The organism is Idiomarina sp. OXR-189 (assembly GCF_034373425.1).
GTDB lineage: Bacteria > Pseudomonadota > Gammaproteobacteria > Enterobacterales > Alteromonadaceae > Idiomarina > Idiomarina zobellii.
In genome coordinates this window covers 1,819,587-1,840,119 of the sequence record NZ_CP139706.1, presented here as the reverse complement: position 1 = coordinate 1,840,119, position 20,533 = coordinate 1,819,587, and the positions used below count along the sequence as shown (strand labels likewise).

The 20,533-nt window shown below is 48.4% G+C and carries 21 protein-coding genes; 13 read left to right on the top strand and 8 right to left on the bottom strand.

Annotation, left to right across the window (positions count from 1 at the left end):
• Nucleotides 1-55 precede the first annotated feature (55 nt).
• The 5 genes from htpG to UM402_RS09100 all read left to right on the top strand — a co-directional run bounded on the left by htpG (nt 56) and on the right by UM402_RS09100 (nt 5,400).
• Nucleotides 56-1,969: a molecular chaperone HtpG gene (htpG, locus tag UM402_RS09120; protein WP_058578737.1), complete on the top strand. Its 1,914-nt coding sequence runs from the start codon at nt 56-58 to the stop codon at nt 1,967-1,969.
• A 112-nt stretch (nt 1,970-2,081) separates the two neighbouring features.
• Nucleotides 2,082-2,729 carry an adenylate kinase gene (gene adk / locus UM402_RS09115; protein WP_058578738.1) on the top strand — a complete coding sequence of 216 codons (648 nt, stop codon included), beginning with the start codon at nt 2,082-2,084 and terminating at the stop codon, nt 2,727-2,729.
• 48 nt (nt 2,730-2,777) lie between these two features.
• Nucleotides 2,778-3,179 (top strand): MAPEG family protein, encoded by a 402-nt coding sequence (locus tag UM402_RS09110; RefSeq protein WP_058578739.1) that lies wholly within the window; start codon nt 2,778-2,780, stop codon nt 3,177-3,179.
• 9 nt (nt 3,180-3,188) lie between these two features.
• Nucleotides 3,189-3,971, top strand: a complete 783-nt coding sequence (locus UM402_RS09105) for an alpha/beta fold hydrolase (RefSeq protein WP_058578740.1) — start codon at nt 3,189-3,191, stop codon at nt 3,969-3,971.
• Between the two features lie 43 nt (nt 3,972-4,014).
• Nucleotides 4,015-5,400: an MATE family efflux transporter gene (locus tag UM402_RS09100; protein WP_058578741.1), complete on the top strand. Its 1,386-nt coding sequence runs from the start codon at nt 4,015-4,017 to the stop codon at nt 5,398-5,400.
• Nucleotides 5,401-5,411: 11 nt separating this feature from the next.
• On the opposite strand, the gene hisIE is transcribed toward UM402_RS09100, so the two are convergent.
• Genes hisIE through hisG form a run of 8 tightly spaced genes read right to left on the bottom strand, consistent with a single transcriptional unit; the run spans nt 5,412 to nt 12,473 of the window.
• The gene (hisIE, locus tag UM402_RS09095) at nt 5,412-6,020 is read right to left on the bottom strand and encodes a bifunctional phosphoribosyl-AMP cyclohydrolase/phosphoribosyl-ATP diphosphatase HisIE (RefSeq protein ID WP_058578742.1); all 609 of its coding nucleotides are present in this window, start codon (nt 6,018-6,020) and stop codon (nt 5,412-5,414) included.
• Nucleotides 6,021-6,029: 9 nt separating this feature from the next.
• Complete coding sequence (gene hisF, locus UM402_RS09090) at nt 6,030-6,812, bottom strand: imidazole glycerol phosphate synthase subunit HisF (protein WP_058578743.1); 783 nt, start codon at nt 6,810-6,812, stop codon at nt 6,030-6,032.
• Nucleotides 6,794-7,531: a 1-(5-phosphoribosyl)-5-[(5-phosphoribosylamino)methylideneamino]imidazole-4-carboxamide isomerase gene (gene hisA / locus UM402_RS09085; RefSeq protein WP_058578744.1), complete on the bottom strand. Its 738-nt coding sequence runs from the start codon at nt 7,529-7,531 to the stop codon at nt 6,794-6,796. Before hisA ends, hisF begins: the two co-directional genes overlap by 19 nt.
• A complete protein-coding gene (gene hisH / locus UM402_RS09080; protein WP_058578745.1) occupies nt 7,525-8,115 on the bottom strand; it encodes an imidazole glycerol phosphate synthase subunit HisH in 591 nt (196 codons plus the stop codon). The genes hisA and hisH overlap by 7 nt, the downstream gene beginning before the upstream one ends.
• Nucleotides 8,112-9,188, bottom strand: a complete 1,077-nt coding sequence (hisB, locus tag UM402_RS09075; protein WP_058578746.1) for a bifunctional histidinol-phosphatase/imidazoleglycerol-phosphate dehydratase HisB — start codon at nt 9,186-9,188, stop codon at nt 8,112-8,114. Before hisB ends, hisH begins: the two co-directional genes overlap by 4 nt.
• Nucleotides 9,185-10,267, bottom strand: coding sequence for a histidinol-phosphate transaminase (gene hisC / locus UM402_RS09070; RefSeq protein ID WP_058578747.1), 1,083 nt, complete (start codon nt 10,265-10,267; stop codon nt 9,185-9,187). The genes hisB and hisC overlap by 4 nt, the downstream gene beginning before the upstream one ends.
• On the bottom strand, nt 10,267-11,577 hold the full coding sequence (gene hisD, locus UM402_RS09065; RefSeq protein ID WP_058578748.1) for a histidinol dehydrogenase: 1,311 nt from the start codon (nt 11,575-11,577) through the stop codon (nt 10,267-10,269). The genes hisC and hisD overlap by 1 nt, the downstream gene beginning before the upstream one ends.
• Before the next feature lie 2 nt (nt 11,578-11,579).
• Nucleotides 11,580-12,473, bottom strand: coding sequence for an ATP phosphoribosyltransferase (gene hisG / locus UM402_RS09060; RefSeq protein ID WP_058578749.1), 894 nt, complete (start codon nt 12,471-12,473; stop codon nt 11,580-11,582).
• A gap of 340 nt (nt 12,474-12,813) precedes the next feature.
• Here hisG and UM402_RS09055 point away from each other — a divergent pair, with 340 nt between their 5' ends.
• The 8 genes from UM402_RS09055 (at nt 12,814) to rnd (ending at nt 20,521) form a co-directional block, all read left to right on the top strand.
• On the top strand, nt 12,814-13,095 hold the full coding sequence (locus tag UM402_RS09055) for a hypothetical protein (RefSeq protein ID WP_058578750.1): 282 nt from the start codon (nt 12,814-12,816) through the stop codon (nt 13,093-13,095).
• A 51-nt stretch (nt 13,096-13,146) separates the two neighbouring features.
• Nucleotides 13,147-15,081 (top strand): ATP-dependent DNA helicase, encoded by a 1,935-nt coding sequence (locus tag UM402_RS09050; RefSeq protein WP_058578751.1) that lies wholly within the window; start codon nt 13,147-13,149, stop codon nt 15,079-15,081.
• A complete protein-coding gene (gene tsaB / locus UM402_RS09045; RefSeq protein WP_058578752.1) occupies nt 15,078-15,761 on the top strand; it encodes a tRNA (adenosine(37)-N6)-threonylcarbamoyltransferase complex dimerization subunit type 1 TsaB in 684 nt (227 codons plus the stop codon). Before UM402_RS09050 ends, tsaB begins: the two co-directional genes overlap by 4 nt.
• 67 nt (nt 15,762-15,828) lie before the next feature.
• Nucleotides 15,829-16,131 carry a hypothetical protein gene (locus UM402_RS09040; RefSeq protein WP_058578753.1) on the top strand — a complete coding sequence of 101 codons (303 nt, stop codon included), beginning with the start codon at nt 15,829-15,831 and terminating at the stop codon, nt 16,129-16,131.
• Between the two features lie 13 nt (nt 16,132-16,144).
• On the top strand, nt 16,145-16,723 hold the full coding sequence (locus UM402_RS09035; protein WP_058578754.1) for a Slp family lipoprotein: 579 nt from the start codon (nt 16,145-16,147) through the stop codon (nt 16,721-16,723).
• A gap of 5 nt (nt 16,724-16,728) precedes the next feature.
• The gene (locus tag UM402_RS09030; protein ID WP_058578755.1) at nt 16,729-17,598 is read left to right on the top strand and encodes an alpha/beta fold hydrolase; all 870 of its coding nucleotides are present in this window, start codon (nt 16,729-16,731) and stop codon (nt 17,596-17,598) included.
• Between the two features lie 89 nt (nt 17,599-17,687).
• Nucleotides 17,688-19,355, top strand: a complete 1,668-nt coding sequence (fadD, locus tag UM402_RS09025) for a long-chain-fatty-acid--CoA ligase FadD (RefSeq protein WP_058578756.1) — start codon at nt 17,688-17,690, stop codon at nt 19,353-19,355.
• Nucleotides 19,352-20,521 carry a ribonuclease D gene (gene rnd, locus UM402_RS09020; protein ID WP_058578757.1) on the top strand — a complete coding sequence of 390 codons (1,170 nt, stop codon included), beginning with the start codon at nt 19,352-19,354 and terminating at the stop codon, nt 20,519-20,521. The genes fadD and rnd overlap by 4 nt, the downstream gene beginning before the upstream one ends.
• Nucleotides 20,522-20,533: the final 12 nt, after the last annotated feature.

Genomic DNA, 20,533 nt, shown 5'->3' with positions numbered 1-20,533 from the left:
CCCATTTTAAAACGATAGGTATCACTGTACGTTTTAAACAGTAGGAGAAAACACTATGGCGGAAGCCGGTCAAATGGAAAAACACGGATTTCAGACAGAAGTAAAACAGTTACTTCACTTGATGATCCATTCTTTGTATTCCAATAAAGAAATTTTCTTACGCGAATTGGTTTCCAACGCGTCTGACGCGGCGGATAAGCTGCGCTTTAAAGCGCTGAGTGACAACTCTTTATACGGCGACGACAGTGAGTTGTTCGTTCGTATTTCGGTCGATAAAGACGCTAAAACAATCACCATAAGCGATAACGGCATCGGCATGACCCGAGATGATGTCATGAATAACTTGGGGACTATCGCTAAGTCAGGTACTGCAGAGTTCTTTGGGCAGCTGTCAGGTGACCAGGCAAAAGACAGTCAGCTTATTGGTCAGTTTGGTGTTGGTTTCTATTCAGCGTTTATTGTTGCCGATGAGGTCACTGTGCGCACTCGTTCCGCGCTCGACAATAACACTGCTGGTGTTGAATGGCGTTCGCGTGGTGAAGGTGAGTTCGAGATTGCTGACATTGAAAAAGCCCGTCGCGGCACTGATATCATCTTGCACTTGAAAGATGATGCCGAAGAGTTCTTAGACGAGTACCGTCTGCGCGGAATTATTAATAAATATTCAGAGCATTTGAGCATTCCTGTACAAATGTGGAAAGAGCCGGTACCTGAGTCTGAAGATAGCGAAGGTAACAAGGTAGAAGCACAGCCTGGTGAGTGGGAGACGGTAAACTCAGGTAAAGCGCTGTGGACGCGTGACAAGTCAGACATTACTGACGACGAATACAAAGAGTTCTATAAAACCGTTGCGCACGACTTTGATGAGCCACTGCTTTGGACGCACAATAAGGTGGAAGGCACTACAGAATACACTAACTTGTTGTATATTCCGAAAAGAGCGCCCTGGGACTTATGGAACCGTGAACAGCAGCATGGCGTGAAACTGTATGTTAAGCGTGTCTTCATTATGGATGACGCAGAGCAGTTAATGCCAACTTATCTGCGCTTTGTACGCGGTTTGGTGGACTCAAACGACTTGCCGTTGAATGTGTCTCGCGAAATTCTTCAGGACAACAAAATTACCCGTTCCATGCGCAACGGCAGCACCAAAAAAGTGCTACAAATTCTGAAGAAACTGGCGAAGGACAATAAAGAAGAGTACCAGCAGTTCTGGGATACCTTCGGTAATGTCTTAAAAGAAGGCCCGGCGGAAGATCACAGTAATCGTGAGCGCATCGCTGAGTTACTGCGCTTTGCATCGACTCATAACGACAGTGCTGTTCAGTCCGTTAGCCTGGATGACTACATTGAACGCATGAAGGATGGTCAGGATAAGATCTTCTACATTGTGGCAGACAGTTATGAAGCTGCGAAGAATAATCCTGCATTGGAAATTTTCCGTAAGAAAGGCATAGAAGTTCTGCTGTTGTCTGACCGAATCGATGAATGGCTTATGAGCCATTTAACCGAGTTCAAAGAGAAACAATTACAGTCGGTTACTCGTGGCGACCTGGACCTTGGTGAACTGGACGACGAAGAAAATAAGGCTGAGCAAGAAAAAACGGAAGAAGCCTTTAAAGAGAACCTTGAGCGTTTCGAAAAAGCCTTGGGTGACAAAGTGAAGAAAGTGCGCGTGACTCACCGTTTGACAGACTCACCGGCGTGTATCATTACCGACGAGCACGACATGAGTACGCAAATGGCTAAGTTGATGGAAGCTGCGGGTCAGGCTGTTCCTGAAACCAAGTATATCTTTGAGGTAAATCCAGAGCACGCCTTAGTTCAGCGTATGTTGGAAAAAGACGACGACACTTTCAAGGAATGGGCTGAAGTCTTGCTCGATCAAGCCACACTCGCAGAGCGTGGAAACTTAAAAGATCCAGCGTCATTTGTCGCTAAACTGAACAAGTTAATGCTTAACGCATAACCTTCCTGCTGCGGTCATACCATTGGCCGCAGCGCTTCTCTAAGCTTGTAATAGCTTGCCTGTCAGGGTAAAGTTCGTGGCAGACTTTTGAATCACGCAAAGAGGTTTTCTTATGCGCATTATTTTATTGGGCGCTCCGGGAGCAGGTAAGGGCACTCAAGCCCAGTTCCTGATGAATACATTTGGCATTCCTCAAATTTCAACAGGCGATATGCTGCGTTCAGCAATTAAGTCGGGTTCGGAATTAGGGAAAAAAGCCAAGCAGGTAATGGATGCCGGGCAACTTGTTTCGGACGACATCATTATTGAACTGGTGAAAGAGCGTATTGCTGAGCCAGACTGCCAAAACGGCTTTTTGTTAGATGGCTTTCCTCGCACAATTCCGCAAGCTGATGCTATGCGTGAAAACGGTATAGAAATTGACTACGTACTGGAATTTGATGTTCCTGATGAAGTCATTGTTGAGCGTATGAGTGGCCGTCGTGTGCACCCCGGTTCCGGCCGTGTGTATCACATTGAGCATAACCCGCCAAAAGAAGAAGGCAAGGACGATGAAACTGGCGAAGAGCTGGTTATTCGACCGGACGACCAAGAGCAAACGGTCCGTAAACGCCTGGCGGTATATCATGAACAAACTGAACCACTGGTTGAGTATTACCAGAAATTGTCGGAAGAAGGCAAAACTGAGTATTACAAAATCGATGGCACACAACCGGTTGAAAAAGTTAGCGACCAGCTTGGCGAGCTACTGAAAAAATAAACACAAAGGCTCACTTGGTGGGCCTTTTTTGAATAAAGGGACGGCACAATGGATATTCGCATCACCGGTTTTTACGCTGGCTTACTTGCAGTACTTTATTTAATTTTGGCTGTGCGAATTGTTCGCTTACGCTGGAAATACCGTGTTGGTATTGGAACGGGTGGTGAGGACGAACTGAAAGTGGCTGTGCGAGTGCATGGCAACTTTATCGAATATGTTCCTTTTATTCTTATATTATTAGGCATTATTGAAGTTCAGGGTGGTGCGGCTGGGCTTGTCCACGGCATTGGAGTTGCTACATTAATTGCTCGTATAAGCCATGCTATTGGCTTAACCAAAACAATTGGTCCAAGCATTTTCCGCACCATTGGTGTGTTGGGTACCTTCGCTGTTCTGCTATTCAGCGCCGGAATCTGCGTGGGTCAATTTGTCGGCTTTAGTCTGCTGTAGAGAAGTGACATGTCAGAATTAGGTTCCGGAGTATACGTTTTCGGTGAGAAGCACAACCCTCCAGTGCTGTTGTTGCATAGCTCACAAAGTGCAAGTTCTCAGTGGCGAGATTTAATTCAACGCTTAAGCCATTCTCGCTTTGTCATTGCTGTCGACCTGCTTGGTTATGGCAAAGCGCCAGAGCCTGAAGCGGTGGCAAACTTTCGCTTAGCCGATGAAGTCCCGCGAGTGGTAGAGGCTATTTCAGCGTTAAAAATTGATACTGCTATTGATGTTGTTGGTCACTCTTATGGAGGGGCTTTGGCGCTTAAACTCGCCTTGGAGCAACCTTTCGCAATCTCAAAACTGGCGGTGTATGAACCTGTGGCTTTTCATGTGTTAGCTGACGACTCCCCCGGGATGATTGAAATACAGGAAATCAGCCAGGCGATGCATGGTAAAGACGCTGAAGAGTGTACCCGCACCTTTGTCGATTACTGGAACAGTCCGGGCTATTTCGATGCTTTGCCGGCCAAAATACAGGCGTTGATGGTGGAGCAGGCCGCTAAGGTCGCATTGGACTTTGATGCCTTGCTCAACGAGCCTAAACGACTGAATGATTATGCGGCAATTGAGCAACCGGTACTGCTTGTTCAGGGAGAGCATACGCGTCGTAGTGCTAAGGCTGTCGCAGATGCCTTATCGACGGTTATTAGTGACTTAAAACGAGAGTCGATAACAGCGGGGCACATGGGACCATTGACCCACCCGTCAGAAGTCAATGGCAAACTGGTTCAGTTTATAAACGCATAAAGCGACTATCCAAGATAGGTCAAAACGAGCGAGACACTCCAACGTGAAATCCTGGCAAGACAATAAAAGCGAAGTGGTAAAACTTGCTCGACTGACGGGCCCTATACTTATCGCGCAGCTGACGCAAATGCTCATGAGTGTTGTCGATACGGTAATGGCGGGGCGAAAAAGTGCGATTGACCTTGCGGCCGTATCTGTCGGTGGCAGTATTTTTGTGCCGGCAACCTTGCTGGTATTTGGTTTGGCGTTGGCACTTGCGCCTATTATTTCCCATTTCGACGGCTCTGGTGGCCATCGTAAAATGGCGAATATGCTGCAACAGGGCTTCTATGCCTGTGCCATTGTTGGCGCGATAACCTTAGTAGGTATGTCTTCCGCTCCGTGGTTGCTGGACTTAATGGAAGTAGAAGACAAGTTCCGGCAGGTTACGCTCGACTATCTGTTTTACATTGCCTGGGGCATTCCCGGCTTTGTCATTTATGCCGTTCTGAGAAACTTCTGTGAGGGCATGTCGAACACAATGCCATCGCTGATTATTGGTTTTATCGGGCTTATCATCAATATTCCGGCGAACTATATTTTCGTGTATGGCGAGTTTGGAATGCCGGCACTTGGCGGCGCTGGCTGTGGTGTAGCAACGGCTCTCGTGCTTTGGGGAATGGCTATTTCAATGGCTATTTATACCTTTGGCGCCAAGCGCTATAAGAGCCTCCGCTTACTGCGCAGTTGGTACAAACCTAACTGGGATGACGTGACTTATGTCATTCGTCTGGGGTTTCCTATTTCAATGTCGCTGTTTTTCGAGGTGAGCTTATTCGCAGCGGTTGCCCTGTTAATAGCGCCGTTAGGAGCGACGGTGGTCTCAGCTCACCAAATCGCCCTGAACATAAGCTCGTTGGTTTATATGGTCCCGCTCAGTATTTCTATGGCGGTGACGTTGCGTGTGGGCTTTGCGCTTGGTGCCGGAAACCCGGATAACGCAATGCGTAACTTCAGAATTGCACTTTGGTTTGGTGGTGTGTTTGCGGCTGTAAACGGGCTTATTATGTACCTGGGTGGCAGTTTCCTGGCCAGTTTATACACACCGAATACCGAAGTTATTAATTTAGCGGCGACCTTGATGGGCTTAGCAGCTATTTTCACCTTGTCCGACACCTTCCAGGTCGTGGCAATGGGAACACTGAGAGGCTACAAAGATACGACTTACCCTATGGTACTGGCTTTTATATCCTACTGGCCCTTTGGTTTAACTGTGGGGTATGTACTCGGGCGAACCGACTTAGTGGTGCCGGCAATGGGCGCCGCAGGTTTCTGGATAGGCTTTATTAGTGGCCTTAGCGTGGCGGCTGTTTTACTGTCTGTCAGGCTGAAGAAAGTTTCAAAAGCCTACAAACGCCGCCACTTTCAGGAGCAGCTGAATAGCGCTTAATGAGCATTACACTAATTATGGCGCTGTTTCAGTACCTTAAGGACCTCATTCATCGATAAGTCACTGGCGCTCAGCACCACCAATAAGTGATACAGCAGATCAGCACTTTCATTGAGCAGTTCGTCTTTGTCGTTGGTTGCCGCTGCAAGTGCCACTTCGACACCTTCTTCACCGACTTTCTGAGCGCAGCGTTTAATGCCTTTCTGGAAGAGGCTGGCAGTGTAACTTTCACCGGCATCGGCGCCTTTTCTTGAATTAATAACCCCTTCTAAGTGGTGTAAAAAAGAGCCTGACGTGTCAGCGAAGCAGCTTTGGGTGCCTAAGTGGCAGGTTGGCCCATTCGGGGTCGCTTTAATTAACAGAGCGTCACTGTCGCAGTCGGTATGGACCTCTTCCAATTCAAGGACATGGCCAGAACTTTCACCCTTAGTCCATAAACGTTCTTTGCTGCGGCTGTAAAAAGTGACCTGACCTGACTCTAATGTTTTCTCAAGTGCCTTGTCGTTCATGTAGCCCAGCATCAGGACCTCGCCGGTCAGAACGTGCTGGACAACACAGGGAACCAGGTTGTCCATTTTTGCCCAGTCAAGGCTGTTTAAATTTTGTTTGTCGACTCTCACAGTCACTCCTTAGGGTTCAATGGGACGCACGGCAATGCCATTGTTGTACATCGCGCTTTTCACATCGGCAATTGAAAATACGTTTTTATGAAAGACCGAAGCCGCCAGGGCACCATCAACTTTAGCGTCATTAAAGACATCGACAAAGTGCTGTATTTCGCCGGCGCCACCAGAGGCTATTATGGGTACTGAACAGTAGTCGCGTAAAGCCGCCAGTTGCTCAATATCGTATCCTTTGCGTACGCCGTCCTGATTCATGCAGTTCAAGACAATTTCGCCGGCGCCTCGTTTAATCACTTCCTGCAACCAGTCTTTGGTTTGCCATGCCGATTTGCGTGACTTCTTTTCATCGCCGGTAAATTGGTGCACCTCATAGGTACCGGTCTCTTCATTGAAGAAACTGTCAATACCGATAACAACGCACTGTTGACCGAACTCTGCCACCAACGTGTCGATAAGTGACGGATCCAGTAACGCAGGAGAGTTAATAGACAGCTTATCTGCGCCTTTTGACAGTAACTCTTGAGCTTGAGCTACAGAGCGAATACCGCCGGCGACCGTAAACGGGATATTAATTTCTTTGGCAACCCGCTCTACCCACGACTTATCCACCGTACGGCCATCAGACGAAGCGGTAATGTCATAGAAAACCAACTCGTCGGCACCGCTCTCGGCGTAATGGCGAGCCAACGGAATAATGTCACCAATGACTTCGTGGTTACGAAACTTAACGCCTTTAACGACCTGTCCGTCACGAACGTCCAGGCAGGGAATTACTCGCTTTGCCAACATGCCAGTGCATCCTCCAGAGTGAATTGGTTGGTTAGCAGCGATTTACCCAGAATCACAGAATCGCAGTTAATAGCTTTCAGCGCCTTTATATCGTCTAGGCTGCTCACGCCACCTGATGCTTGCCACTGTACGCTGGGGTATTTACTTTTGTATTTTTGGTACAGCTCGACGTTGCTTCCGCTGAGTGTGCCGTCTTTGCTAATGTCGGTGCATAATACGTGCTGGCAGCCTACTTCAAGGTATTGGTCTAAAACATCTTCCAAAGCCTTGCCTGAAGACTCTTGCCAGCCGTGCGTTGCAACTAACGCCTGACCGTTGGGTTGAATGTTGACATCCAGCGCCAGTACGATTTTTTCAGGGCCGTAGGTTTTAAACCATTCGAGTACTTTTTCCGGTGAGCTGACAGCGGTTGAGCCTATCACTACTCGCTTAACACCAACAGCCAGAAGAGCGTCGATATCTTCAGTCGTGCGAATACCACCACCCACCTGACAACTCATACCTGACTCTTTAATCAGCTTTTCCAGCAGCTTTGTTTGACGCTGCTTAGGGTCCTTGGCGCCGTCTAAGTCGACTAAATGAAGCCATTTTGCGCCAGCTTTAGCGTAGCTCTGAGCTTGTTCAACCGGTGAAAACTGATATTCGGTTTTCTGAGAAAAGTCGCCTTGGTACAGTCGTACAACGGCACCATTAATTAAGTCTAACGCAGGTATTAGCACAGCTTAGCCTCCAGAAACTCACGTAAAATTGATTCACCCACTTTGCCTGAGCGCTCAGGGTGAAATTGCGCGCCGAAATAATTGTTATGGCGAATCATTGATGCAAAGCGTTGGCCGTATTCCGCTTCGGCAATGGTATATTCGTCAACGGCAACCGCGTAGCTGTGAACAAAGTAACAGTATTGTTCGGCAGACTTCAGCAGCGGATTATTATTGGTTGGCATCGACGTATTCCAGCCCATGTGTGGCAGCGGCAGTTCGCCAACCTCAAGCCGTTTAGTCAATGACGGAATTAATCCCAGGCACTCGACATCACCTTCTTCCGAATGCGATGTCATGAGTTGCATTCCCAAACAAATGCCGAGCACTGGCTGTTCGAGCGACTTCAGCACGTCAACCAACTGTTTTCTCTGTAGGTTACGCATCGCTGCTGCAGCAGTGCCAACGCCGGGCAAAATGACACGATCAGCAGCGCGAATCGCGTCTGCGTCGTCTGTCACAGTGCATGAGTATCCGAGTCGTTCAATCGCAAAGCGAACCGATGTCAGGTTTGCGCACTCGGTATCGACTATCACTACCTTCATGCCAGCATTCCTTTACTCGATGGCAGTTGTTGGTCTCCGGTTTTAGCGACCGCCTGACGTAACGCGCGACCAAAGACTTTAAACAGGCTTTCTACCTGGTGGTGACTGTTGCCTTCGGTTGTTGAGAGGTGCAGGCTTATGGCCATAGCATCGGTCAACGAGCGGAAGAAATGTTCAACCATTTCTGTCGACAGTTCACCGACTTTGTCACGACTAAAGTCCGCTTGCCACTTCAAGTAAGGACGGCCGGATAAATCAATCAAGCACTCTGCTTTACATTCGTCCATCGGCAGCGCGAAGCCAAAGCGACCAATGCCGCGTTTGTCGCCAAGCGCCGAACGCAAGGCCTGACCCAGTGCTAAAGCTGTATCTTCAATGGTGTGGTGATCATCAATGTGCAAATCGCCCTCTACCACGGCACTCATATAAATGCCCGCATGTGTAGCAATTTGCTCCAGCATGTGGTCGAAAAAGCCAATGCCGGTGCTGAATGTGCCGCGTGCAGAGCTGTCCAGATCAATGGCGATATTAATGTCAGTTTCATGAGTTTTACGAGACACTTTGGCGGTACGGGGGCGGTCAACAATTTCGTGGACAATGTCGTCCCAGCTGTATTCTTCCCGGTTGTAGCGAATACCGCGAATGCCCATGCCTTGTGCCAGTTGTAAGTCAGTTTCTCTGTCGCCAATAACGAAAGAGTTAGCAAAGTCGACTTTCCCTTCCGTTAAATAGGGTTGCACAAGCCCCAGTTTAGGCTTACGACAGGCGCAGTTGTCTTCGTCAAAATGTGGGCAAATTAATACGTCATCAAAACGAAGCCCTTGCGACTTAAATACCGACATCATTAAATTGTGCGGAGCCTCAAAGGTGTCTGTCGGGAAGCTCTCGGTACCCAGCCCGTCTTGGTTAGACACCATGACCAGTCGGTACCCGGCATTTTGAAGCTTTAACAGTGCCGGTATGACATTTGGCTCAAAAACGAGCTTGTCGACACTGTCGAGCTGCTTATCGACGGGCGGCTCTTCAACCAGCGTGCCGTCGCGGTCAATAAAAAGTATGGATTGCTGTGTCATGAAAAATACCCTTTTAATTGTTGTGCCAGCTCGTCATTTTCTTCGCGGCTACCTACCGTTATTCTAATACAACCGTCTAACCCGAGTTGTTTAGATTGGTCCCGAATCAACACACCTTGTTGTTGCAGTGTAGTGACAATGTCGGCCGCATTGGTTTGGGTGGTATCACAACGATACAGTAAAAAATTTGTTACGCTGTCAAACTCCAGCGTTAGTGGTAAGTCACTGAGTAACTCCACAAGCCGTTCACGCTCGCCGATAAGTGTATCGACCTGCTGCTGCATACGCTTAATATTGCCCGGGCTCAGAGCCTGCGTTGCTATATTAATGGTAGGCTCCGGCAGCGGATAGGGCGCGAGTATCTTTTGCATTAGCTCAATAATGTCATTATTGGCGAGTAAAAAGCCGCAGCGAATGCCGGCAAGCGCAAAGGCTTTTGATAATGTCCTCAATACCACCAGGTTAGGGTAAGTCGTCAGCCACGATGCTTTGCTGTCGTCATAACAGAATTCAATATAGGCTTCGTCAACTACAATAACTGTGTTGGGGCAGGCATCCAGTACTTGCTTAATGTCTGCTGTATTTAGCGTGTTACCCAGGGGGTTGGACGGTGAGCACAGAAACGCGACCTTACAATTTTTAGCCTGCGAGATCACCTGCTCAACGTTCAGTTGGCCTTTTCGCTGCCCTGAGTCTATTAGCGGCACCTCAATAGTATTGACGGCATAAGTTTTAGCCGATATCGCATACATGCCGTAAGTCGGCGGGCAAATGAGAATATTGTCCTGTCCCGGCTCGCAAAACGCACGAATCAACAATTCGATACCTTCATCAGAGCCGCGAGTGCTTAACACCTGGTTGGGTTGTATACCAGCATAGTCAGCATAAGCGTTATTCAGAGTCTCTGACTGAAACTGTGGGTACCGGTTCAGAGTGCCATCGTCAAAGCCGTAATCGTTATCAAAAGGTGATTCATTGGCGTTCAGCCACACATTACCACCGCTCATACTGCGTCTGGCCGACGCATAGGGCGTCAGTGTTTTCAGGTGCTGGCGCTGAGACTGTTCCACTAATGACATTATTGGTCCTCCATGCGAATGGTGACAGCTTTAGCGTGTGCATCGAGCCCCTCAACATTCGCCAGGGTTGTAATGGCCTCTGACAAAGTCGCTAAGCCTTCGTAGGACACTTCTTGCACGGTGTAACGGCGATAAAAGTCCAATAGCCCCAAACTACTGTAATTGCGCGAGTAGCCGTAGGTCGGCAGTACATGGTTAGTGCCTGTTGCGTAGTCACCACCAGACTCCGGTGTATAGTGACCCACAAAAACAGAGCCCGCCCGGGTCAATTTCGGCAGCAATGAGCGCGCATTATCCGTTTGTATGGATAAGTGCTCAGGCGCATATCGCTCGCTAATGGCTATTGCTTCATCAATAGTCTCAACAACCAGTAAACGGCTTTCGGCTAACGCCTGGGCGGCAATATCAGCCCGTTGTAACTGCTGACACTGCTCAATGAGTGCTTGTCTTACTTTGTCTGCCAGAGTGCTTGACGGTGTGACCAGAATAACTTGTGAATCAGATCCGTGCTCGGCTTGAGACAACAAGTCGGCCGCAATATACGCCGGGTTAGCTGTGTCATCACCAATAACCAGTAATTCAGAAGGACCCGCGGGTAAGTCGATAGCACAGCCACTCGCGTCATTGCTCACTTGTTGCTTAGCTTCGGTGACAAAACTGTTGCCCGGGCCAAATACTTTATCGACCGGGGCGATGGACTCTGTACCATAAGCTAGGGCGGCAACGGCTTGAGCGCCGCCGCAGGTGTATATTTCTGTAATGCCACAACGGTTTGCGGCGTACAACAGCGCATCTGGTAAGTCACCGCTTTTATCCGGCGGACTGACCAGCACAACGCGTTGACAGCCAGCCAGCTGGGCCGGTACACCAAGCATTAACGCGGTGGAAGGTAAGGTGGCACTGCCTCCGGGAATATAAAGCCCAACGGCATCTAATGGCGCATAGCGAAGTTCACACTGAACACCATTTATGGTTTCAACAGCAAGGTTTTCAGGGACTTGTGCCTGGTGAAAACGCTGAATAGTCCCGTAAGCTGTATCAATCGCCTCTGCCACTTTTTTGTCGAGGCGATTCACGGCTTGCTCTATACGCTGTTGCGATACACGCAGCGAGGTCGCTTCAGGATAGTCAAACTGCCGAGTGTAATTCAGCAGTGCACTGTCACCGTTATCACGAATATCGGCAATAATCTTTTGAACTGTTTGTTGCGTGTTTGTCGCTGTTGCCTGACGGGGACGCGAAAGCCGCTGCTCCTTTTCGTCGGCAGACAAGTCTGCCCAGCGCTCAACCTTGATGTTTAAGCCTTGCATAGTTACCCCATCATTTTTTCAATTGGCAGAACAAGAATAGAGCTGCAACCTTTCGCCTTTAAATCTTCCATGGTTTCCCAGAACAGCTTTTCTGTACTGACCATGTGCACAGCCACTTGTTTGTCAGTGTGACTGAGCGGCAAAATGGTCGGGGTTTCTGCCCCCGGCAACAGTTCAACCACTTCTTCAAGCTTATCTTTGGGCGCGTGGAGCATAATGTATTTGCTTTCCTTCGCCATTTGTACGCCATCGATACGCGGCAGTAACTGGTCGATCATCGCTTGTTTTTCATCAGACAATGTTTCGGAGTTTTGAATAAGCTGTGCCTGTGAACGGAATATCACTTCTTTCTCGACCAGGCCGTTAGCTTCAAGTGTTGCCCCTGTTGAGACCAGGTCACAAATCGCATCGGCTAAGCCTGCTCGTGGGGCTACTTCGACGGAGCCTGTCAGCATGACAACGCGGGCATTGATACCATTGTCCTTAAGGTAACGCTTTAAGAGTTGCGGATAGGTCGTGGCAATTCGCATTCCGTCTAAGTCAGCTTGTGACTGGTAAGAGAGCTCACGAGGTACTGCAATGGACAAACGGCACTGACCGAACTCCAGCGCTCTGAGTGGCTGAAATACGGCTGCTGTATCGCTGGCTATGCGCTCAAGTCGAGCTTCCTCCAGCACGTTTTCGCCGACCAGGCCTAAGTCGACAACACCGTCCATGACTAAGCCGGGAATGTCATCGTCACGCACCCGGAGTAAATCGATAGGATGACTGGTGCTGTGGGCAATGAGGCGGGCTTCATTAATGCTGAATTTTACCCCGCAGGCATTTAATAAAGCCATTGACTCTTTACTCAGGCGGCCAGATTTTTGTATCGCTATCGTTAAACGGTTAGTCATAATTACTCCTAAAAATTAAAAAACCTCCGAAAGTTGCCTTTCGGAGGTTGTATAGTCAATCGAAAGGCTAGCGCTTATGCGGCTAGCCAGAAACTCGCTCTCAGCTAGCCCATAAAATCCAATGATGTGCATGATGGTGATGAACGAATTTCATTTTGTTGACTCCAATAATGTATGCTGTATTTCGCAAAGTTGTATAATACCTTAGCAGGTTGATTTTGTAATGCAAGCGTAAATTTATTCCTTTATGGGTCGATAGTAGGTTAATACTTAACCAGTGGTTGTATAATCAAGACGGTAACGTCGGTGACAAAAAGCAAGGATACAGCGGAGCAAACTCATGGCAAACTTCGATGCAATGGTGCCATTAATACCAAAGGATACCCGGGTACCGGTTGACCACTCTCAGGATCAAATGAGAGTCAATCAAATTGAGAAAACCAAAGAGCTTCAAGCGATTAGCGATGAGGAAAGCACCACTATTGATAATGATCCTAACCGAGAGAAGCAGCGGCAACAGCAGTCTTCTGAACAGCAGCAGTCTGAATCCGAGGTGACTCAGGATGAGTCAACAGAGGACAACTTGGATAGCAATTCGGGTCATATAGACACCTACGCCTGACTCTTTTTCTATGTCATAATGCGCGCTAATTACCATTAACTAGCGCGAATTATGCCGACTGTTTCTTCCATTTTTCAGCCCGATGGTGAGCTGGCCTCAACAATAGACAACTTCCAGCCTCGTCCGTCGCAAACGACAATGGCACAAGCCATTGAAAAAACGCTGAAAAAGAAAAGCCAACTCGTGGTTGAAGCTGAGACCGGCACCGGCAAAACCTTTGCTTACCTTGCGCCCATTCTGCTTTCCAAAGGTAAGGCGATTGTCTCTACCGGCACGAAAAACCTGCAAGAGCAGCTGTTTCACCGGGACTTGCCCGTATTACGCAAAAAGCTGGCGCCGCAAAAAGTGGTGGCCTTGCTAAAAGGGCGCTCGAATTACCTCTGTTTGCATCGCCTGGAACAAGCGAAGCATCAGGCCGGACAGCTCCCTAAAGAGATTCAAGACCAGCTCATTACCGTGACGCGTTGGTCAACGACAACCCGCAGCGGTGATATGGGTGAGCTGAATGTGCTGCCGGAAGGAGCGGCGGTTTTACCTCAGGTGACCAGTACGCAGGATAACTGCCTGGGGCGAGACTGCCCGGTTTATGATGACTGTCATTTAGTACAAGCGCGGAAGCAAGCTTTAGAAGCCGATGTTGTGGTGGTGAACCATCATTTGTTTTTTGCGGACATGGCGTTAAAAGATACAGGGTTTGGCGAGCTCATTCCTGCTGTTGATACTGTGGTATTTGATGAAGCCCACCAAATTCCCGATATTGCCAGTCAGTACTTTGGTGAAACGGTGTCGACGCGTCAATTGAGTGAAATGTGTGAGGAAATTCAGCGCTTGTGCCTGACGGAGTTAAAAGACTTGTCACAGGCTAGTGCGATGGCCAGGACGTTGCTGCAGTCGCTGCGCGACTTTCGGTTGTTGTTTCCTCATGATCCGATGCGCGGCAACTGGCGTGAATGGCGCAATAAAGAAGACATTGTCGAAGTGACCGAGCGTCTCGACGAACGTTTAACCTTGCTTATTGATGTGCTAAAAACTGCGCAGGGGCGGAACAAAGATCTCGACAATTTATTAGAACGGGCAGAGGATTACAGGGTCATTTGGCGTCAGTTAATGGACGTTGAACGCACAGGTTACAGTTTTTGGTTCGAGACTACGCCACGGCAAATTAGCTTGCACCAAACGCCATTAAGTGTGGCTAAAACCTTTGGTGGCTATATTAAGCGCAATAATATGAGTTGGGTGTTCACCTCGGCGACATTAGCCGTTAATGGCAACTTTGAGTTTTTTACACGTCGACTGGGTATTGAAGAAGCCGACACCCTGGTCCTTGAAAGCCCATTTGACTTTAAAAAGCAGGCAACCTTATGCCTGCCTCGTTACTTACCGGACGCCAATGATCGCAATCGCCACGAAATGCTGACGGACATTGCTAAGCAATGTATAACGCATAACGATGGCGGAACCTTTTTATTATTTACTAGCCATCGAATGCTGCAACAAATGGCAGGAATTCTAAGAGAGCACGTCGACAATGAAATTTTGGTGCAGGGCGAGTCAAATAAAGGTGAGTTGTTAGAACGCTTCACCAAAGCCGGCAACGCTGTACTGTTAGGCACCTCGTCGTTCTGGGAAGGTGTGGATGTCAGAGGTAATGCGCTGCGTTGTGTGATTATTGATAAGCTGCCGTTTGCATCACCGGATGATCCTTTATTGAACGCGCGGGTGGAAGACGCACGCCTACGAGGTGTGGATGCCTTTGGCACTATCCAGCTTCCGCAAGCCGTTATTGCCTTAAAGCAGGGCGCAGGGCGGCTTATTCGGGATAAGTACGACTCGGGTATTCTGGTGGTTTGCGATAATCGGCTGGTAACACGTCAGTATGGTAAGCAGTTTTTGGCCAGCCTACCAGCTATGAGTCGCACCCGTAGCTTAGATACCGCGCTTGAATTTCTGGCGCATAAAAGTTCTACAGAAGAGCAAAATGTATGAAGTCGTTATTAGCTATAGATACATCAACTGAAAATTGTTCTGTCGCGCTTGTTCATGATGGCAAGCTGACAACCCGTGACATTGAAAGCCCCCGGGAACACTCACAAAAATTGCTGCCTTTTGTGGAGGAGGTTCTCGACAGTGCTGGCGTGTCTTTAGCCGAGTTGGACGGGCTTGTGGTCGGTGCCGGTCCGGGGAGTTTTACGGGCGTGCGCATTGGCGTGTCTATGGCTCAGGGACTTGCATTTAGCGCTGACTTACCCGTTTACCCCGTGTGCAGTTTACAGGCACTGGCACAGCAAGCGAACCGTAAAAACGATGTTGCCGGTGTGGTGGCTTGTATTGATGCACGCATGGGCGAGGTGTATTACGCTTTGTATGCGAATGAGAACGGAGTTGCTGTGGCTCAGTCAGAGCCGGCTGTAGCAAAACCAGACACGAACATTATTGATACAGGACGCTTGAAGGGCTGGGGTACTGCTGGTACAGGCTGGGACGTCTACGCAGATATTCTGGATGAAAATCATGAGCTACAACATAGCGATAATAGTCGGCTACCGTTGGCGGAGGATATGCTGACAGTAGTGAATGGTGCTGGTGTTGACCCGGTTCAGGCCGAACAGCTTGAGCCACTCTATGTGCGTAATGAAGTGACCTGGAAAAAGTTACCGGGGCGTTAACTTGCTGAACGCTCAGGAACTCGCCATAATAGATCCTGTCTTACATAACAGATGAGCCAATTTTGACGTGCAGATAAATCCGCAAACGGTACAGCCGTTAAGTAATCAGCAGCAGGCATCGCAACAAACGGTGCAGCGTGATAACGAGCAGCAGAAAACTGCCGCCGTGTCTAATGCTGTGGAGTTACCGCAGGTCGTTCCTGATGCGAAACAAAGCCGCCGTCAAGCAGAGCGCTGGCAGTCATTAAACACCATGTATGACGAACCACCTCAACGCTCACAAAAGGCGTTAAGTGCTTATCAAACGGTAGCTTTGAATGAAAAACGTGAAGAAGTGGCGTCAATGTTTGGTGTCGACGTTTATGCCTAAAGAGAGGTCTGTTATGAGATTACTGACATGTTTGTTATTCGCTATTGGCCTAGCTGGCTGTGCGTCTGTTCCGACAGAGTTGGAAACCAGTAATGAAGATGCGCTGGTCGCTTACAAGCAGGCAAAAGCTCAGCAGGATAAAGTGGTTGGTCAACCGGCCCGCTGGGGTGGAGTTATTGCTGACGTTCGCAATACGGAAGATAAAACGGTATTTGAGGTAGTGAGCTTCCCGCTGCAGCGCTGGGGACGCCCCGAAGTGAGTGACGACAGTGATGGCCGTTTCTTAGCGGTTATTGATGGTTTTATTGACCCTGAAGTCTATAAAAAAGGTCGTGCGATAAGCTTCGTTGGTACGATTGGTGAAACTCAGCAGGGCAAAATTGATGAGTACACATACATTTATCCGGTTCTCGAAGCGGATAACCACTATTTGTGGAAGCCTAAAGCACAAAAGAACCACGTAGAAATTGACTACTCACCGCTGTGGTTCCGCCATAACTTCTATTCACCGTACTATCCCTACCGCTATCCGGTACCCGTGCGTGTGCGAGTAGAGGACAATTCAGGTACACCGGCAAAAGAACGTAACTGATTTTAATGAGTTTCCGGACAACGGCTGCGCAAGCGATACCAGTCAGCTATGAATTAGAGTGGGGCGTTGTTCGGGGTTTGTGCTGGGGCGACCCCAATAATGTCACGGCTATTGCAACCCATGGCTGGTTAGACAACTGCCATAGCTTTCTTCCGCTGGCTGAGCACTGGAACTTTGACGACGGTGGTTTAATCGCTCTCGATTGGGCGGGACACGGACACAGTGACCATCGTCCGCCCGGAAGTCATTATCACTTTATCGATTACGCCTACGACCTCTGGCAAATTCTCACGTATCATATTGATTCTCCTGTGACCATACTCGGTCACTCTATGGGAGGCTTTGTCAGCAATGTCGTTGCCTCTATTTGTCCTGAAAAAGTCGACAAACTTATTTTGGTCGAAGCTTTCGGGTTACTGGTTTCTGATGAAATGAATGCTAGAGAGCAGTTAGTAAAGGGCTTTTCGAGTCGTTATAAAAAACGAAGCGGTCGCTGGCGCGGCTATGCAGAGATAGAAGCAGCGATTGATGCGCGCGCTGCTCAGGCTGACTTTTCCAGAGACTTAGTCGCGCTGCTGGTTGATCGAGGCTTGCATAAAGCGTCCGACCATTCATTTTCCTGGCGCGCCGACCCAAGAGTTAAGTCGGTATCGCCTTATCGTTTGCATTCCACCGCTGTCGATGAACTGCTCCAGGGACTGACTATGCCTGTGAAAGTCGTCAGGGGAGACAAAGGCCATGAGAATTTATCACGCGCCATTGAAAAATGGCAGCATCAGGTCATTGATCTAAACTTAATAACACTGAATGGTGGACATCATGTTCATATGGAGCAACCAGAAAAAATAGCTGAGTTGCTAAAATCAAGCGGTTAGCAGCGCTGTATGACTAGGATTAACTGGTCGGATATGCGAAGATAAAGTGTTAACAAAATAAAATTTAAGAGTGAGAGGCAGAGCCTTTTATGGAAAAGATTTGGCTGAAAAACTACCCAGCGGGTGTTCCGGAAACTATTGACCCGGATCATTTTTCTTCGCTGGTTGATATTCTCGAACAGTCCATCGAGAAGTACGGCGAGAAAACCGCATTCGTAAATATGGACTCAGAGATGAGTTTCAAAGAATTGGGACTAAAATCTCGCGAATTCGCCGCCTACTTGCAAAGTCAGGGTTTGAAAAAAGGCGATGCGGTTGCGGTAATGATGCCAAACCTGTTGCAGTACCCTGTTGCTTTATTCGGTATTTTGCGCGCCGGCATGTCGGTGGTGAACGTAAACCCTTTATACACGCCACGCGAGTTAAAGCATCAGCTGACTGATTCTCAGGCAAAAGCGCTGGTTATTTTAGAAAACTTTGCGCACACCTACGCTAAAATAAAAGATGAGGCACCGCTTGATGTGGTTGTGACCACTCAAATTGGTGATCAACTGCCGTTCCCTAAGCGGTTTATCGTCAACTTTGTGGTTAAGCACATTAAACGAATGGTGCCGTCTCACAACCTCAAAAATACCATTAGCCTGAATCAGGCAATGGCAAAAGGTGCCCAGACAGAATATCAGCGTCTTGAAGTGACGGGTGACGACATTGCGTTTTTACAGTACACCGGCGGAACCACCGGGGTCGCTAAAGGTGCTATGTTGTCTCATCGCAATATGGTTGCGAACTTAGAGCAGGTTTCCGCATGCGTCACGCCAATTATGAGCGATGGTGAGGAAGTGATTATTACTGCGCTACCGCTGTACCATATTTTCGCATTAACGGCGAACTGCCTGACCTTCATTAAGCACGGCGGTAAAAACGTGCTAATTACTAATCCGCGCGACATGCCAAATTTTGTGAAAGAGTTGAATAAGTATCCGTTTTCAATGATCTCAGGGGTTAACACATTATTTAATGGTCTGCTAAACACGAAAGGCTTTAAAGATGTTAACTTCTCTAATCTGAAAGTGGCGCTTGGCGGCGGTATGGCGGTACAAAAAGCCGTTGCGGAAGAATGGGAACGGGTGACTAAATCACGCCTTCTGGAAGGCTATGGCCTTACCGAGTGTGCGCCGGTTGTCACGGTTAACCCTTATGATATTGAGCACTACACGGGCAGTATCGGCTTACCGGTTCCTAGTACCGACGTTCGTATTGTTGATCCGGAAACGCGTGAAGAAGTGCCGATGGGCGAGCCAGGTGAGCTGGAAGTAAAAGGTCCTCAGGTTATGGTCGGGTATTTGAACCGCCCTGAAGATACGGCCGAGTCCATTAAAGACGGTTGGTTTGCAACTGGCGATATGGCGACGGTTGACGACCGCGGCTACTTTAAAATTGTAGATCGCAAGAAAGACATGATTCTGGTGTCCGGCTTTAATGTGTACCCTAATGAAATTGAAGACGTATTGGCTGATCATCCGAAGGTGCTTGAGTCAGCAGCGATTGGGGTACCCCATGAGTCATCCGGCGAAGTGGTCAAAGTGTTTATTGTAGCGAAAGATAAGTCGCTAACAGAAAGAGAGATTATCGACTTTTCGCGCGAAAACATGACCGCTTATAAAGTGCCAAAACTTGTCGAATTCCGGGATGAACTGCCTAAATCGAATGTCGGCAAAATTCTACGTAAAGAGCTTCGTGACGAGGAAAACTCTTGACGCAGCTTGAACTTCCAGAGTCGGTGCGTCAGTACCGGCTCATCTCTTCTACCGATGAGTTAGCCGACTTCTGCTCTAAAGCTCGTCAGGCGGGTTGGTTTGCGATCGACTCTGAGTTTGTGCGAGAACGGACGTTTTACGCGAATCTTGGACTGTTACAGATGCATGCGGGCGGTGACACGGTTATCGTGGATCCGCTGGCTGATATTAATTTAGATCCAGTATGGTCGCTTATTTCTTCGGATAGCATTGAAACCGTTCTGCACGCCGGTGGCGAAGACATTGAACTGTTTTTCCATGAAAGTGGCGGTGCTCAACCAAGCCGTGTGTTTGATAGCCAAATAGCTGCCGGGTTTTGTGGCATTGGCGAGTCCATGGGCTACGCACGCTTAGTCAGTGAGCTCTTTGATAATGTGGAGCTCGACAAAAGCCTGTCCCGGACCAACTGGTTAAAACGACCTTTAAGCCCTGAACAACTGGATTACGCTGCCGCTGATGCCAGCTATCTGGCTGTTATGTATCCTTATTTGAAAGCACTTTGCGAAGAAAAGGGCTGTTTAGATATCGTCTACGAAGAGTCTGTACTTCAGGTTCGCAAGCGAACGACTCGTATTCCTGACGACCTTTTATATTTACAAGTTGGTAATGCCTGGCAACTCAATGATGAGCAGTTAGCGATTTTACAAGAGCTGGCGAGTTGGCGGTTGAACAAGGCTAGAAAGAAAAACATTCCTCTAGGATTTATCGCTAAAGACGGTGCATTGTTAGAACTGGCCAGACACAAACCCAAATCACAAAGCGATTTAAATCACATTCGTGACTTACCGCCGTTATCAAAAAAGTATTCCGGCAATGAAATGATTACTGTCATTAAAAAAGCTGAAGAGCAAGCAGTTTCTAAATCGCTGAAGCCCTTAAGCCGATTAGACGATATGCCTGGCTACAAGGAAACGTTTAAAGCAATAAAGCAAAAAGTGACCGAGCTCGCTGAGTCACTTGATGTGCCTGTCTCATTAGTGGCATCACGCAAACAAATAAACGAGCTGATTAATTTTTTCTGGCAGTACTCGCCGCAGCAACAGGAACGTTTGCCGCAACCAGACTTACTGACGGGTTGGCGAAATGAGTCAATTGGGGCAGAATTAAAGGCTATTGTAACGTCATAGCGTCGGAGACAC